Raw genomic sequence first — 15,022 nt, 5'->3', positions numbered from 1 at the left:
AGATTTCTATTCTATCGGTGCAGGTTTTTAATTGTTTGGGAAGCATTTAAAATTTCAATTCCTATGACATTACCTTCTGTGTCATAATCAAGAATAACTCCAGGACTAACAGGATTACTTTTTTGAATTTCTGCCTGACTCCAAGAGATTTTTAATTCATCAATATCAGGGTTATATTGGGTATTTGTATAATTAATAGATTCTGGTGGGTATTCTGCGTCTATTTTTGGGGATAAACTCTCTACTGTTTCATGTGCAAATTGTTGGTCTTTAAACTGTAAATAGTTACTTTGTCCCAGGTTATAGGTTGCTATAAATCTCAGTAGTTGAGTTGGTTTTAAATGATTGGTTAATATCATTAATACTTCTTGCAGGAGTTGTTGGTTGTTAGGGGTTTGGATTTTCATTTTCTATCTCTTGAATAAAATCAATAGGGTTAGCAGTGCTAAACCCCTACAGGATTATTCAAATGTTATCTATTTGGAAATCGTGGGGATTTTGTAAAATAAATTGGTTATTTTCTTTGACTAAATCTCCTGTAAAACTAATTGGTAAACGTTGTTGATAAGCTTTAATAGCTAAGATGTAATTTTGGTTATTTAGTTCGGTATGAATTTTTTGTAACTTTTGAAAAACAATTCCTAAAATAGTGATTTCACCCTTTAATTTATCGAAATTAGGTGTATAAATATCCATCACAATTCCCTGGGTAGTAATGTTAGGGATAATCTGTAAAAGTTCTGTTAAAATTTCTAGGGTAGGGCGATTTTCTACGGTTGCTAATATTTCGATTATTTCCTGAATACGTTGGGGATAATCTCCGAGATTTTCTTGGTTAGGTAGTAAGATTTCAAAATCTTCTGGGGTTGCTGATTGATGCCAAATGGTGGCATGATTTAAGAAGAGTTGATTTTCCTGCCATCCGTGAGTTTGTAAGTATTTTCTGAGATTTTCCAGGTCTATATTTTGCAAGGTTTCTTGATCTTTGACAGTAATTTTCATGGTTGAACTCCTTGACTAATGTTGTGCATAATTGACTGTAAGGCACTAACTGTAAATTGATGACTTTTAAATAAGGTAATAGTGACAGCAGTTTTATTTTGTGTTTCTGGCATTCCTCTTAATGATACGCAATATCCACAATATCTAATACAAAGTTCTTCTTCTGACTGGGTTAACCAATCTTCTATTTTTTCAGGGATGACTACAATTACTAAAATTCTAGGAATGGCGAAATTATCCATTCTTAAATCATTGTAGTTTTTGAGTTTGAGGGGATATTGAATAGAGTTATCTGTTTGGATATCCCTAGATGTACATTTTAACTGTAATTCTAAGCGTGGTGATCTAACCCGACCAGTGGCACTTTTGGCGGCGATTCCCCAATCTATACTATCATCATCTATGGATGGTTTGTATAGTGAATAACCTGCTACTGTGGTTACTGCTTGTAAATAGGTGTTGCTAAATAGTTCTTTTTGTAGGTTTATATCCATATTGTTTTAAGTTAATTTTTCCATAATTTTTTCTGCTTCTTTAATTCGGATTTCTCCTGACATTACCATTTTAGAGGGTGTAGCTGAGTTCTTTTAGCCAGTCAATAGTGGCTTGTTCAACAATGGATTTAGTGAAGCTGTTCATGGATAAAATAAAAATTAAGTCATATAATCTGCCAAGAAATTCTCGATACCTTTAATCATTAATTCCACATCAGAACGTTTGAATTCTGTAAATTCTCCATGTGCTGCTTTATTACGAATATCTGCCCAAGATTTTAGTTGTTTTGCTTTTAGTTCATTGAAAAAGTTTGCTTTTTTGAGATCATCAATTAGTGGATTTAAAGTTTTAGAATCACCATTAGGTTTAATTGTTGATATAGGAGGATTTTGTTTATCACAAAGAGTTCTCAGGGCTTTTTCTAAAACTGCTCCAGATAATACGGCTGCTGGAACGTGATCATATTTACCAGTTGTTCCTTCTGCTAATAACTGTTCTGCCTGTCCCATATAATCTGCTGCAATTTCTGATTCAATTTGAAGCATTAAATCTCCTAAAAATCCTTGTTCAAAATCTTCTTTAACTGCTTTCAAAGCTGAAATCATAAATTTTAATTGAGATTCATTTGAAAAAAATGTTTGATTTCCATCAATTAATTTTTGATTAATATGGTTAGCAGGAAGAATTTGATATAAAAAAGAATCATAATTTATTATCCACTGCTCAAAAGCATCATAATCCATAGTCACTTTGTCTGGATGTTTAATAAATTCTTCATCTCCATAAACACTAAATCTTGAAACACTAAATCTTGAACGAGAATAACCTCCTGGTTCAATCTTAATTGTTTTTTGTATTGCTTCCCCTTTAGCGATTAGTTCATCAAAACGTGCAAGATATTTGTTAAAAAGGGCTTTTGGTAAAATCATTATGCTACTTTCTCCAATAATTTCTCTGCTTCTTTTACTCGGATTTTTCCTGACATCAATTTCGGTAATAGGGTATCTCGAAGAGCAGTAATATCAATACTTTCTTGCCAATTAATATTTGATTTTTCAAATATTGGGCTTATAAATTTTTCAAATTTACTTATTAATGAAGAGTGAGGTAAACAAAATTCATAGCTAGGTATTCCGTCTTTGCTTAGATGTAAAACTGTGCTTCCATTCGTATGTGAATAAACATGATTTTGAAAATCATTTTGGTTAAACAAGTAATACAAAAAAGGAATATTTAGGTTTTTATTTCTTACTCTGATAATCCCTAAATCAAGTGAAGCAACGAGTGTATTATATCTTTCATCAGGTTTAACAATAGCAGGTTTACCAATTACATCTGCGGCTTGAGTTACATCAGTATATGCAACTACTAACTCACCTGGCTTAATAATTTGTTCAGGTTTATAAGTTCCATTGTAAGGTTTTAATCCATCTGGTCTATAACCACCGCCTCTATGAAAAGATTTTAGTGTTACAAGTGCAGTTGATGATGGTACAAGTTCGCTGCTTTTATATGACTTACCTTTAATGATTTCTATTTCTTCTCCTAAAGTTTCAACCCTCCAACCCTTCGGAATTAAACCCAAAGAAGTCTCTTCAAACTCATCAGGAAATAGAGCCGCCGTTGCTGCGTCCATACCTGCGGGTTGTCTCCCTTCCATCTTGGCGCGTACTGGATCAAAATCCACAAACCACGACTTAAAAATCGCCCTGGCCATTGCTTCTAGGATTTCGTTCATTTGTCGGTTCAGTTCGATTTTGTCATCTAGTGTACCAAGAATGTGTGCGATCGCTTTTTGTTCAGAAAGTGGGGGAATGGAAATTAGAAATGATTCTATATGTCCTTTGGTAATTGATCGACGGCTTCCTCCAGAATTAAATGATTCAATATAAGTTTTTATTAAAGGATGAGTTAAATAGGAAAGAAGATATCCAGAATCACATATTTTTGGGTTAGGTCTAATAATAGAAACGTGTTGATTTACACAGGCAGGAAGAATTTCTTCTGGTACTATACAAGCACGCGAAAAAGTAACTCCATCCCCTGTTATATTAAGTAATAAGTCTCCTGGTAAGACAGATACTTTTTGAAGTTCAGTGGCGTGTTCGTCAGATATAAAGACAAGACCTTCACTATTAAAATATCTGTTAAAAACATTCTGACTTCGGATAAAAGCAAAATTTTTACGATTAAGTAAATATACTCTATCTCCGCCTCTTGGTGTTGCCCCTGAGCCTATTTTTATCGTGATCTCTTTCAGTTTTACTAAATTCCATCCTATCGGAAGTGTACCAAGTGGTGCTGTATGTATTCTTGATAAGTTAACCTCCATACCCCACCCCCCATAAATTTATTCTAATTTCCAACTCTCCCAACTTACTAACCCATTCCATAATTCCCCTCATAACTCCTCCTCAACTTCCACATTTACCGCTTCCAACTCAGCTTCCAACTGTTCAATAGTCGGTAAACTCTCCTGCAACCTCTCCGGTAAACCCTCCCTTAATTGATAACTAGAAACCCCGATAGGCTTATTCATATCTCGCAAAGAATATTCAACAATCCTCTGCTTTTTATACTTACATAAAATAATCCCAATCGTCGGCATATCATCCCGGTGTTTTAGCAACTCATCCACAGCAGAAACATAAAAACTCATCTTGCCTGAAAACTCCGGCTTAAATGCTTCCACCTTTAAATCAATCACCACAAAACACCGCAACCGTAAATGATAAAATAATAAATCTAAATAAAAATCTTCCCCTTCCACCTCCAAATGATACTGACTACCCACAAACGCAAAACCTACCCCCAATTCCAATAAAAAATCGCGGATACGTTCTATTAAAGCCCTCTCTAAATCTCGTTCCTGTGCCTCCTTTCCTAAATTAATAAAATCAAAATTATAAGGGTCTTTAAATAACTGTTGTGCTAGTTCAGATTGGGGATTTGGCAACGTGCGAGAGAAATTAGTATCAGCCTTACCTTGCCTTTTATATAGTCCACTTTCTATCTGATGGACTAAGACATTGCGACTCCATCCTTGCTCAATAGTTTGTCTTGCATACCACAGACGTTCCTTTGGTGATTTTACCTTTTCTATTAAGGCGATATTGTGATACCAAGTAATTTGTGCAAGCACCTCTTGCACAAATTCAAAATCCTGGTAAGTTTCTGCAAAACTCCGCATATATTTAAGATTGCGAGATGAGAAACCTTTCATCTCAGGAAACGCTTTTCGCAAATCAGAGGCTAAATTATCTATAACTTTAGCACCCCATCTTTGCTGCTGTTGCCGATTTAAAATATCCGCTCCAATTTGCCAATAAAGTAATATTAATTCGCGGTTAATAGCCAGTGCAGCCCGGACTTGTGCATTGCGGATGCGTTCTTTAAGTTCCTCAAAAAAATGATGATAATCTTCGGGAATTGATAAATTATCCACCATAGCCCAACCCCCGCATATTCTCCCGAATCATTGCTTCTAACTTGGCACTTTCGGTAAATTGTTTATCTAATTTCGCCGTCAGATGTAACATCTTTTCATCAAAAGATTCATCATCATCTTCTACTTCCTCAGCCCCTACATATCTTCCTGGAGTTAATACATAACCATGTCCTTGGATTTCTTCAAAACTGGCACTTTTACAAAAACCAGGAACATCTACATATTCTTCTTTACCACTACCCCGCCAATTATAATAAGTTTGGGCAATTCTGGTGATTTCTTCCTGTGTTAAATCCCGATGCACCCTATCAATTAAAACACCCAACTTCCGCCCATCAATAAATAAAGTCTCCCCTCGACGTTTACGGAATTTACCCCCAGATTTAGAACGAGTTAAAAACCATAAACAAGCGGGAATTTGAGTGTTATAAAATAATTGCCCAGGCAGTGCCACCATACAATCAACTAAATCAGCTTCAATTAAAGCCTTTCTAATCTCTCCTTCCGCAGATTGATTAGAACTCATTGAACCATTAGCTAATACAAACCCCGCATAACCAAGAGGGGCTAAATGACTAATGATATGTTGAATCCAGGCATAGTTAGCATTACCAGCCGATGGTGTCCCATAAAGCCAACGTCCATCTTCTTGTAATGCTTCCCCACCCCAATCACTCATATTAAAAGGAGGATTTGCTAATATATAATCTGCTCTTAAATCTTTGTGTAAATCACTGCGGAAAGTATCAGCATTTTGTAAGCCAATATTCCCTTCAATTCCCCGGATAGCCAAATTCATCTTGCACAGCTTCCAAGTTGTGGGATTAGATTCTTGTCCATAAATAGAAATATCCCCAACTTTGCCACCGTGAGATTCTACAAACTTCTCAGATTGAACAAACATTCCCCCAGAACCACAACAAGGATCATAGACTCGTCCTTTGTAGGGTTCAAGCATTTCTACTAACAATTGCACCACACAACGAGGGGTGTAAAACTGTCCCCCATTCTTCTTTTCTGCACTGGCGAATTGTCCTAAAAAATATTCATAAACCCTGCCTAAAATATCCTTAGAGCGACTTTCTGCGTCTCCTAAACCAATAGTACCAATTAAATCTATTAACTCTCCCAATAACCGTTTATCTAGGGCTGGTTTACCATATTCTTTGGGTAATACGCCTTTGAGAGAGGGATTTTCTTTCTCTATGGCATCCATCCCCAGATCAATTAATTCCCCAATCTTGATATTTTTAGCGTTACTCTGGAAATGCAACCACCGTGCAGGTTGGGGAACATAAAATATATTTTCTGCCTTGTATTCGTCCCTATCTTCAGGATCTGCGTATTTATCCTCTGCTAATTTCTCGTAGAGTTCATTAAAAGCGTCAGATATGTACTTGAGGAAAATTAACCCTAAGACAACGTGCTTATACTCAGCAGCATCTAAGTGACCCCGTAGCTTATCGGCAGCTTGCCATAATTTCTCTTCAAAACCCAATTTGGTGCTACTACCGTTTGATTTAGTCTGTTTCGTTGCCACTTAGTTGCTTACCCTTTACTTCCCGAAATACTTCTCTAACAACCTTTCCCCCGGCTCCCCCCATTCCCCAATCTTCCTTGTTCATTAAAACATACCATCAAGCAAATCAGTGATATCACGTTGGTCTTTGTGACGGTTATCGTCATAAATCATCAGCGTGTCCAGTTTCCGGTGACGGCTCAACTTCTGCACCTTCCTGACATTACCATCAGTAGCATCTAACGCCGCAGTAATAGCACTATGTCTGACCCTGTGTGGTGACATAACTGTACAGCAACTTTTGTAGTCTTAAAGTAGTTTATTAGTAGTCTTTTTGATTCAAGTGATTTGAAATTCACTGAAATCATCAGTTTTAGCTCAAAAAAACTTTCCGCCCAACGTGGCGTACTGTGCGTCAAAATCCCTCAAAGCGTGGGCTAGAGAGGGATTTTGGGTATTGGGTTTTTTGACTGCTAGGTTAAATTATTTGCTTTCTCAACTGCTTCCTTTAACTCTTCAAAGGTAATACTACCGTCTTCGTCTGAATCATACCGTGCTAGTAACTCCTGGGGGCTACTGGTATTTGTTTCTGATGAGATGATTGCACTTAAGCCAGGACTTAAAAAAAGCTCATTAATGGACACTTTGCCGTCTTGATTGCGATCTAAGGTATTAAAAAGAGATTGAAGCTCTTGCTCGGTTGTCATAAGTTTCTATCTGAAGAATCGTTTTTCAACTTAATATCTCATTAATCTCTCAAAATTAAATAAACTTGTATCCTTAGACGTAGAAACGGGTATCGCTGGGGCTTAGATCAGGTGTACAGTGATGTATTTAAAGCTTTAGAGTCAAAATCATTGGAGTTAATAAGGTTGCAGAAGCAATGTTTAGAAATAATAACTAATAAACCTTTGATTAAAAATGTTTAGCGATCGCTCTGAGGAGAAAAACTTTTTGGTTTACTTACCCCTTTTACTCTCCGAGAATCGTTCTCTCGAATTTTCATGTCATTCAAAATTTAACCCTAATTCAGCTAGTAAATCTTTGCAGTATTTGAAGAAATCTTCTGTAAACTTTTTATCTGATGGTTTTAAATTGGGTGGTTTACGATATCCTCTTTTATTTGTAGGAATTATTTTATTTGATTGTTTTGCTAGTTCGATAAATTTAAATTCAAGATATCTAATATTTCCTTTGTTGAGAATATTATCTTTACTTAATATGAAATAAGTATTATTCCAAAAATCATGTTTTTGACTGCGCTTATGTTCTAATAAACGTCTGTATATATCCTCACTTTCTCCTATGTATAAATTTATTATCTTATCTTTTGTTTCACCAATGATAAAATAAACTCCAACATTGTCACATCCTTGATATTTTCTCAGCAACTTTATTTCGGAGATATTGCATACATAAGCTTTTTCTTGCCGATATGCAAAATCAATTGAAGCAATTGATGTAAGAAGATTGTTTTCTAGTAAATTTGATTTTTCAATTACATCTCCATCTAAATTTTTGTTTATGGTTAGCAACTGACAATTGAAAAATTGATGCTTTTCGTTTGAAAAACGTAGAGCTATACACGCTCTCCCTTTATTTGAAAGTCTTTTTATAATATGTTCTTTCAAAATTTTAACCTTGTATTCTTCATTGTATATACAAGGCGGAGTGCAAACAATGAAATCATACTTAAATTGTGACTCGCTATTTATTTCTTCTGAAAATATATCGCCATGTTTAATATTAGATTCATGAGATTTTGACACTATATCTTTTATAAAATCCATGTTAACAAAACATGGGTTAATCTGCTGCTTGTCTTGGGTATGATATATTTTTTTCATGGTTTTAATGGCTTCCCTCAAAAGACCACCTGAACCACAAGCAGGATCAAAAATTAGTTGTTCTAAATCGGCTTTCATCGCTTGTACTATATCTCATACTACAGTGGTGTGTAAAATTTTCCGGAGCTTGTGCAGCATTCTGCATTTTCTTCGACCATACCTTATGGCATAGTTCAGTAATGAAGTCATGCTTTCTGTCTTAGAGTATATATTATTTCAATCAATAATTATTTTATCGTATATAACCATTCAGACAGTTTCAAATGCCTGGGGGCATCCTCATTTGGTTTATCTTCTAAAGTAACAATTTGATGGCTAGGCTCTATATCTAATGCTGTTTTTGGCATTGAAGCAGTAGCATTTCCAAGTTTTTCCTTAAAGCATTCACCAGGTAGCTGCACTGCTGTACATCCACCATTTTCTTTAATCCTTTGCAACCCCATAGCACCATCTCCATGTAGTCCACAAAGAAGTAAAGCAGCTATTTTATCTAGGTTTTTACTAGCAGCAACTTCACTCATGATTTTATCTATACAAGGCATATCGTGATACAGCAATGTTTCGTGTGGCAAGGATTTTACTAATTCTTTGTCTGAATTTTCAACCCCATAAGGTAAATCTTTTGTGTCAAGAGATAGAAAATCGTGAGCAGTTGTTATACGCTTTATACCAGACTTATCAAATTCGTCATTAAGAAATAAATTTTGAAATTCTCCAAAATTAGCCAAGTATTTTGTATGAATTTTTATTTGTTCATTATCGTCAATAATACTTGTCTGCATATAGTTCTCAATTTTTCTTGTTTTAAATTTTTTTATAGGTTTTTTTGTCTTTAAATCGACAGATTTATCAAAATAACATAGTGGATTGGGTAATGGGTGTGGTAATACATAAATATTTCCAGGGAAAACTATAATTTCACTTGGTTTAGTAATAAAATAAATCTTCGATGGGTTAACTAAAGAAAAATCGGAAGTTATTTGAGTTTTAAATTTATCTAGATTACCTTTTTTATCTTGTAAGCTCAAATATTGATGAATCGCAATAATTACTGCCCACTCATTCAAAAAATTAATTTCTGGGGCTGTTAATGCTTGTGCAATTTTTTGAGGTGTTCCTTCGTTAAAACTTGAGCCACCAATTACAAGAACTTTTCTGGCAGTTGGTTTATTCACCTGATTGATTTTTCCGGAATTAGACGCTAATTGGGCTAATGTCTGACGGCGTTTCGCCTCTCCCATAATTACTCCTCTAACATTAAAAATATTCTTACTAATAAAATACTCACAATCAACATTTATGTCTCAATGTGAGATAGGAAGACGATTTTACCTCAATGTCGTCATCCCTTCATTTTTACACTTAAAACATACCATCAAGTAAATCAGTAATCTCCCCCTGATCCCTATGACGGTTATCGTCATAAATCATTAAAGTATCAAGCTTGCGGTGACGGCTCAACTTCTGCACCTTCCTAACATTACCATCAGTAGCATCTAACGCCGCAGTAATCGCACTATGTCTGACCCTGTGTGGACTCATCTGCTTTTTAATCCCAGCCCTTTCAGACAACTTCACCAGCATTTTCCTCAGTCCATCCCCAGTCAGACGACCCCCAGCATTAGCAAAATCCACAGACACAAACAAAGCTGAATTATCCTTAACACCTGGTCTAGTTTCCAACCACTGAGAAATAGCTGCTACAGTCCCCACACCCAAATCAATAACTTCTGATTGCGTCCCCCGTCCTTTCCCCAAAATCCTGAGAGTCTTAGTTTCTCTGTCAAAATCCCCCACATTTAGCTGACACACCTCATTCCGTCTAAGAGCATTACCCCAAAGCAGACGCAGGATAGCGTAATCACGTTTACCCTTATCGGTAGTAAGATCACACTGATTCAGAATTAACTCAAAAGTCCCCCGGTCAATCCCAGAAGTATCACGGTATTTTTGCACCCGTTCAGATTGAACATCTTGCAAACTGTAGTGACAAACCCCCAACTTACGGCCAGTCACCACCAAACTTTTGATAGCAGCCATACGGCGGTTAACAGTTGCCTCCTTTAGACCCTTACGGATCAGGTGTGCCTTATACTTGAGAACCACAGCCATAGCTTGACCTTGTTCTAGGTGTAGGAACTCTAAAACCACGTCTGGAGTAGGAAGTTTACCCGTCATCACCTTAAAGAAATCATTGATATCTTTCTCGTAGGCTTTTTGGGTATTAACGGAACGTTTATCAGCGAGTAACTGAGATAGCACGTCTGGGTCAGTGTTAAGAGTGTGAGAAAAGCTTGTACCAACAGAGGCATCAAGAGAAGCGTGTAAGACTTCTATAGATAGTATATCAGTTTCCATTTGACGGTATTGATAAGGGATATTTTCGAGAACTCTTACTCTTTATTAAACCCTCTTAGATGTACAGAGGGTTAATATACTACATCGAATCTTTTGTAGTGCGGTGTGTGGGATAATCTGCTTAGATGTATTTTCTAGCGTGTAGAGTTAGTAAACACAGTTTCTCAACTCTTAGCCAGAAACCACGACCGCTTATATTAATCGCAGTAGCTTCGATAACGTCAGGGTGTACCTGTGACTGTGCAAACTGTCTTACCAGTTTGGGGGTGATATCAAAATCTGACTCATCAGCAAACTGCCAAAAGGTACGTTTTAACAGTGCTTTAATTTCTGCTTTCTTGGTGCGTGTCATTGGTGTAAGTCCTTGTCTAGTAGTTTGTGGTGTGGTGAAGTCCCCCCGGCGGGGGAAACTGGAGACTAGAAAGGAGTCACACCATATTTAATTACTGTGTCTCTATACCCTCTGAAGTAGTCACTGTCTAATTCTGTTGTCAGTGGTAGCAGACGTTGTAAAGCATCCAGTTGACCATCTACATAGGTGGGTTTAGTTTGTGCTACGCTGTTCATAAGTCATTAATCCTCTTGTTAGGGGTTGATGGAGTGCGATCGCTAAACTGTGGTAAGGGAGGCGATCGCATTTGTTTTTGTACTCGGTTGTCTAACCTTGTATGTAACTACTATATCTAACTAATTAGATAACCGTCAAGTAGTTATATATTACCGTTAGTTATATAACTTGTCTAACTAAATACTAAACTCTTATTAGTTATATATAACAGTAGTCTAATAGGTAGCATACAATGGAATTTGTACAACCTATTAGATAACTAATATGCCTACAGAATTTTCTCCCACACTGCTAGACAATGACCCTAAATTTGAATATGAACCAAGTAAATTAATAGATGTAGATTCCCATAAATGGTTTGATTGGTTAGAGTCTAACCATTCCTTTAGGTTTACGGCTGGGAATGGTGGTGAGAACTCATACCGAGCTAGAAAAGAGTTGAATAAGTCCCAAGGGGTTTACTACTGGTATGGTGTTAAGAAGGTAGATAATAAGTTACATAAGAAGTATATTGGTAAAACCAATGAAGTCACACATAGACGATTAATAGAAGTTGCAGAAGTAATTAGGCAACCGTCAGGTAAGCAACCTAAAGAACAGAATATACAACCGGAAAACACCCCACAGATTACACCACAGTTTGAGGATAGGTTAAATGCTTTAGAAACCTTGGTAAAGCAGCTACAGGAGCAATTACAGGACGCTACAGCAGCAAAAAAGTATGATTCTCCAGTAGTTGCCAGTCAGGAGTTAACTATTGAGTTAGATAAATTATCTACTACCAATACTGAGTTAACTAATCTGCTAGATAACCGTGATAAACAACTGCAAACGTTAACTAATGAGTTGGATATAGCCAAGATAGAAGCAAAGGCAGCTAAGAATGATGCAACTCTGTTAAAACAAGAGGTACAAAGGTTAACCAGTGAGTTAGATAGCAGGAATAGTAAACTAAGTGAGTTAACCAATAAGTTAACTAATAAAGATAGTCAACTGCAAGAGTTAACCAATGAAGTAGATAACCTGAATAGTAAACTAAGTGAGTTAACCAATGATTTAGCTAACAAGGATAGGGAACTACAAGACCTAAAAGCAGCTATTCCCCCCGTCGCTGCTGTTCCTAGTCCCCAATTACCAATTACCAATGACGAATTACCAGGGGAAGATGTAGATAGCCACCTTGACCCCTCACCCAGTCCCCAATCACAAGAAGATAATTCAATCATTTTAAAAGAGAAAAAATCCCCCAATTTAGACAAGCCTACAATTATGCTGCACGACGGATCTATTTTGGCAGTGTCAGAAAAGCAAGAGACAGTTTTGAATCTTTTAGGACTTATTCCCCAAACTCACAACTTGCTAACTTCTCAGTTTTTGGGTAACATCTGCAAAGACAATTTAGCCACCAATAAAGGGGAATTAGAATCTTTAATTGGGGAAAAAATTGACAGCAAGGGCAGCACAATTAGAAAGACGACCGCAGTATTAAGAAGTGCAGGTTTTGTGATGTCAGGTGGTGAAACTAAAGGGTTTAAAATCATTGGGGTGAAATAGCGATAGCTGCTCTCACCAAAGGTATCGCTCTCACCAAAGTTATTGCTCTCATCAAAGGTATTGCTCTCACTCATAAAATAACCACCTACTCAGTAAAGGATAAGTGGTTATTTTTGGCTAATTTTCTAAGCTGCAAACAGTTCGAGTTGAGTGTGGTTGATGGTTGGGGTGTAAGTTTTGAGTTTCTTGGGTATGCCGAGCGATCGCTTGTTTGGTAATTTCCGCTTGATTAGACTTGCTAAACCCAAATAAATCTATGTGTGTAGTTTCTAGTAAGTCGTTCTCAAGTGCTTTGATTTTGAGCAGTTTGAATTGGGAATGTATAGCCTGTTCCTGGTAGTTAGTTAATGCTTTAGATACACCATAAGCAGTTAGGAGGAATAGAGAACTAGCTACACCCCACATCACTGCTGTACTATCTTCTGGTGGGAGAATTTTTAATACTTTAATTGAGTTGTCAAATAATTGATTACGTCGTTCGCGGTCAACTAAAAAACTGATACCGCGTTTAATATCCCATCGTTTACAACTGCTTTGAATGTTACAGTATAAAGTTTCTTGATATTTGATGGAGTCAGAAAACATTGGGATACTTGCACTAAAACCAGCCAATAATAAACCAGCAATGAGGATACTAGAACTACGTCGTTGCTTGGTTAGTTTGGTGTTAAGGTTGGTTATTTCTTGCATTTTCTAACCTCCCAAAAACTGCCACCTGTGCCGTCATCAGTGTAAATTATCTCTATGGTTTTAGTCTTGGTGTTGAGAATAAACTTAAAATGCTCTTTTGGTATTAAACGTGCATCTTTCATGGCTATCTACCTCCTAGCAGCTTATAAATATATGCTCCTATTCCCGACTGCTGTAACCAATTTAGAACCTTATTAATATTGAGAACTATATCAACGAAACCAGATATTAAATAGTTAATGGCAATGGCTGTTACTAGTCCTGATATCCACCATTGTAAACAACCCCAATTACCTCTAATTCTCATTCTGATTCCCCCTCATTATTATTAGTTGTAGATGAAAACTTCTTTAACATTCCTATTAAAGCGATCGCTCCCAGTCCAATTAGTAAACTAAACCCCATATTAGGGAGTTGAAAACTTAACCCCTCACTGCTTCTAATCTCGTTGTATGTTTGTGCTATTTGGGATTGAGTATTGATAATTTCAGCAGTGATTTTTGATGTACCTTGCATAGATACAGCACCACCAATGATTAATTTAATTAGTCCTACCAATGGTTTCTGTCCTAAGCTAAATTCCCATGATTCAGAGGATAGGGAGAAATTGAAGCTATCCCCCATGTCTACCAAACCAGGCATTAACGAAACAACTGCTGATGTAACTTGAATTATTGAAAGTGTGACTTGCAGATTGAACAACAACCAACTGAGGGAACAACTGCTAAACTGACAAGCTATAAATAATAGACCGCTATCAATACGCCTTCTGGTTTGGATATCAGCATAAAGCTTAGTTTCAATATGGTTTAAATATCTCGCTGTTTCTTGGTTTATTTGTGTAGAATCTTCACTATCTAGAATTGCATCTAGATCCGGTGGTTGATGAGGTGCTAACATAAGAGTAAGTAATATTTCGACCTATGGGTTATCCCCTATCAACTGCTAATTGATGGGGAATATTAATTAATTACGGTTTAAAAACCAAGTGCTGCTTTTAGTTCTAATAATTTGGCTTTAAAACCGCCGTTATAACTCTTTTCAGGTATCAAGTCATATCTAGCTTTATCACCACTGCTCAAAGCTTCATTCATCACTTTAGTTTGGCGTTGTTCATCAGCAGTCAACTGTTTTACTTCTGGACGGTTTGATTGCTCTAATAAAGCTGTTTGTTGGTCTACTGCTGTGAAATGTGCATCTATGTAACCTTTCATTTGTCCGTAATTTAATTGATATTCATGCCGGACATTTTCAGTATTTTTATCAAACAGGAATTGTTGAGCTAGTTCTTTGCGTTCGTGACCATATTTAGTGTTAGCTAGGGTGGTTTTACCAACTGCTTTATCAATAGCTATCCCACTCTTACCAGCTTGGGTTAAGATGTCAGCAATGGCTTGGTTATATGCTTCAGTCCCCTGCATAATTTCCACATAAGCCTGTGCAAATTTAGGGGCAAATTCGCTGTTAAATCGACCTTGACGGGCTAATTCACCAACTTTTTGAGCAGTGCTAATATCACCACTCATTATCTTCTCAAAATC

The 15,022-nt window shown here is 36.6% G+C and carries 19 protein-coding genes and 1 pseudogene; 1 reads left to right on the top strand and 19 read right to left on the bottom strand.

The window, feature by feature from the left end; all coding sequences use genetic code 11:
• Window positions 1–11 precede the first annotated feature (11 nt).
• The 14 genes and pseudogenes from A9Y75_RS29180 to A9Y75_RS28905 form a co-directional block, all read right to left on the bottom strand.
• Window positions 12–407: a DUF2283 domain-containing protein gene (locus A9Y75_RS29180; protein ID WP_201788445.1), complete on the bottom strand. Its 396-nt coding sequence runs from the start codon at window positions 405–407 to the stop codon at window positions 12–14.
• A gap of 58 nt (window positions 408–465) precedes the next feature.
• Window positions 466–1,002, bottom strand: coding sequence for a hypothetical protein (locus A9Y75_RS25435; protein ID WP_071192635.1), 537 nt, complete (start codon window positions 1,000–1,002; stop codon window positions 466–468).
• Window positions 999–1,496 carry a DUF4365 domain-containing protein gene (locus A9Y75_RS25430; RefSeq protein ID WP_071192633.1) on the bottom strand — a complete coding sequence of 166 codons (498 nt, stop codon included), beginning with the start codon at window positions 1,494–1,496 and terminating at the stop codon, window positions 999–1,001. Before A9Y75_RS25430 ends, A9Y75_RS25435 begins: the two co-directional genes overlap by 4 nt.
• Before the next feature lie 159 nt (window positions 1,497–1,655).
• The gene (locus A9Y75_RS25425) at window positions 1,656–2,426 is read right to left on the bottom strand and encodes a DUF4145 domain-containing protein (RefSeq protein ID WP_071192632.1); all 771 of its coding nucleotides are present in this window, start codon (window positions 2,424–2,426) and stop codon (window positions 1,656–1,658) included.
• Entirely contained in the window at window positions 2,426–3,829 is a 1,404-nt protein-coding gene (locus A9Y75_RS25420) for a restriction endonuclease subunit S (protein ID WP_071192629.1), read from the bottom strand. Before A9Y75_RS25420 ends, A9Y75_RS25425 begins: the two co-directional genes overlap by 1 nt.
• A gap of 69 nt (window positions 3,830–3,898) precedes the next feature.
• On the bottom strand, window positions 3,899–4,945 hold the full coding sequence (locus A9Y75_RS25415; protein WP_071192627.1) for a PDDEXK nuclease domain-containing protein: 1,047 nt from the start codon (window positions 4,943–4,945) through the stop codon (window positions 3,899–3,901).
• Complete coding sequence (locus A9Y75_RS25410) at window positions 4,935–6,485, bottom strand: class I SAM-dependent DNA methyltransferase (protein ID WP_071192624.1); 1,551 nt, start codon at window positions 6,483–6,485, stop codon at window positions 4,935–4,937. Before A9Y75_RS25410 ends, A9Y75_RS25415 begins: the two co-directional genes overlap by 11 nt.
• Window positions 6,486–6,569: 84 nt before the next feature.
• A pseudogene (locus A9Y75_RS25405) lies at window positions 6,570–6,749 on the bottom strand (integrase); the annotation flags it as partial.
• A 188-nt stretch (window positions 6,750–6,937) separates the two neighbouring features.
• Window positions 6,938–7,171, bottom strand: a complete 234-nt coding sequence (locus tag A9Y75_RS25400; protein ID WP_071192620.1) for an EF-hand domain-containing protein — start codon at window positions 7,169–7,171, stop codon at window positions 6,938–6,940.
• Between the two features lie 300 nt (window positions 7,172–7,471).
• Window positions 7,472–8,389, bottom strand: coding sequence for an N-6 DNA methylase (locus A9Y75_RS25395; protein WP_071192618.1), 918 nt, complete (start codon window positions 8,387–8,389; stop codon window positions 7,472–7,474).
• A gap of 149 nt (window positions 8,390–8,538) precedes the next feature.
• Window positions 8,539–9,552, bottom strand: coding sequence for a chemotaxis protein CheB (locus A9Y75_RS25390; RefSeq protein WP_071192616.1), 1,014 nt, complete (start codon window positions 9,550–9,552; stop codon window positions 8,539–8,541).
• Window positions 9,553–9,673: 121 nt separating this feature from the next.
• Complete coding sequence (locus tag A9Y75_RS25385; RefSeq protein ID WP_071192615.1) at window positions 9,674–10,669, bottom strand: tyrosine-type recombinase/integrase; 996 nt, start codon at window positions 10,667–10,669, stop codon at window positions 9,674–9,676.
• 121 nt (window positions 10,670–10,790) lie between these two features.
• The gene (locus A9Y75_RS25380; protein WP_071192613.1) at window positions 10,791–11,021 is read right to left on the bottom strand and encodes a hypothetical protein; all 231 of its coding nucleotides are present in this window, start codon (window positions 11,019–11,021) and stop codon (window positions 10,791–10,793) included.
• Window positions 11,022–11,086: 65 nt separating this feature from the next.
• On the bottom strand, window positions 11,087–11,236 hold the full coding sequence (locus A9Y75_RS28905; RefSeq protein ID WP_177176295.1) for a hypothetical protein: 150 nt from the start codon (window positions 11,234–11,236) through the stop codon (window positions 11,087–11,089).
• 265 nt (window positions 11,237–11,501) lie between these two features.
• On the opposite strand from A9Y75_RS28905, the gene A9Y75_RS28900 reads away from it, so the two are divergent.
• Window positions 11,502–12,791, top strand: a complete 1,290-nt coding sequence (locus tag A9Y75_RS28900; RefSeq protein ID WP_071192611.1) for a hypothetical protein — start codon at window positions 11,502–11,504, stop codon at window positions 12,789–12,791.
• Window positions 12,792–12,908: 117 nt separating this feature from the next.
• Here A9Y75_RS28900 and A9Y75_RS25370 read toward each other — a convergent pair whose 3' ends face one another.
• The 5 genes from A9Y75_RS25370 to A9Y75_RS25355 form a co-directional block, all read right to left on the bottom strand.
• Window positions 12,909–13,481 carry a hypothetical protein gene (locus A9Y75_RS25370; RefSeq protein WP_236721531.1) on the bottom strand — a complete coding sequence of 191 codons (573 nt, stop codon included), beginning with the start codon at window positions 13,479–13,481 and terminating at the stop codon, window positions 12,909–12,911.
• Window positions 13,469–13,603, bottom strand: a complete 135-nt coding sequence (locus tag A9Y75_RS30320; protein WP_269086334.1) for a hypothetical protein — start codon at window positions 13,601–13,603, stop codon at window positions 13,469–13,471. Before A9Y75_RS30320 ends, A9Y75_RS25370 begins: the two co-directional genes overlap by 13 nt.
• Window positions 13,604–13,605: 2 nt before the next feature.
• Window positions 13,606–13,788, bottom strand: coding sequence for a hypothetical protein (locus A9Y75_RS25365; protein WP_071192609.1), 183 nt, complete (start codon window positions 13,786–13,788; stop codon window positions 13,606–13,608).
• Window positions 13,785–14,381: a hypothetical protein gene (locus A9Y75_RS25360; protein ID WP_071192607.1), complete on the bottom strand. Its 597-nt coding sequence runs from the start codon at window positions 14,379–14,381 to the stop codon at window positions 13,785–13,787. Before A9Y75_RS25360 ends, A9Y75_RS25365 begins: the two co-directional genes overlap by 4 nt.
• Before the next feature lie 77 nt (window positions 14,382–14,458).
• Window positions 14,459–15,022: hypothetical protein (locus tag A9Y75_RS25355; RefSeq protein WP_071192605.1), on the bottom strand; the 564-nt coding region annotated here is incomplete at its 5' end.

Origin of the sequence: Trichormus sp. NMC-1 (assembly GCF_001858025.1) — a bacterium.
In the GTDB taxonomy this organism is placed as follows: Bacteria; Cyanobacteriota; Cyanobacteriia; order Cyanobacteriales; family Nostocaceae; genus Anabaena.
This window is presented reverse-complemented; position numbering and strand designations above follow the sequence as displayed.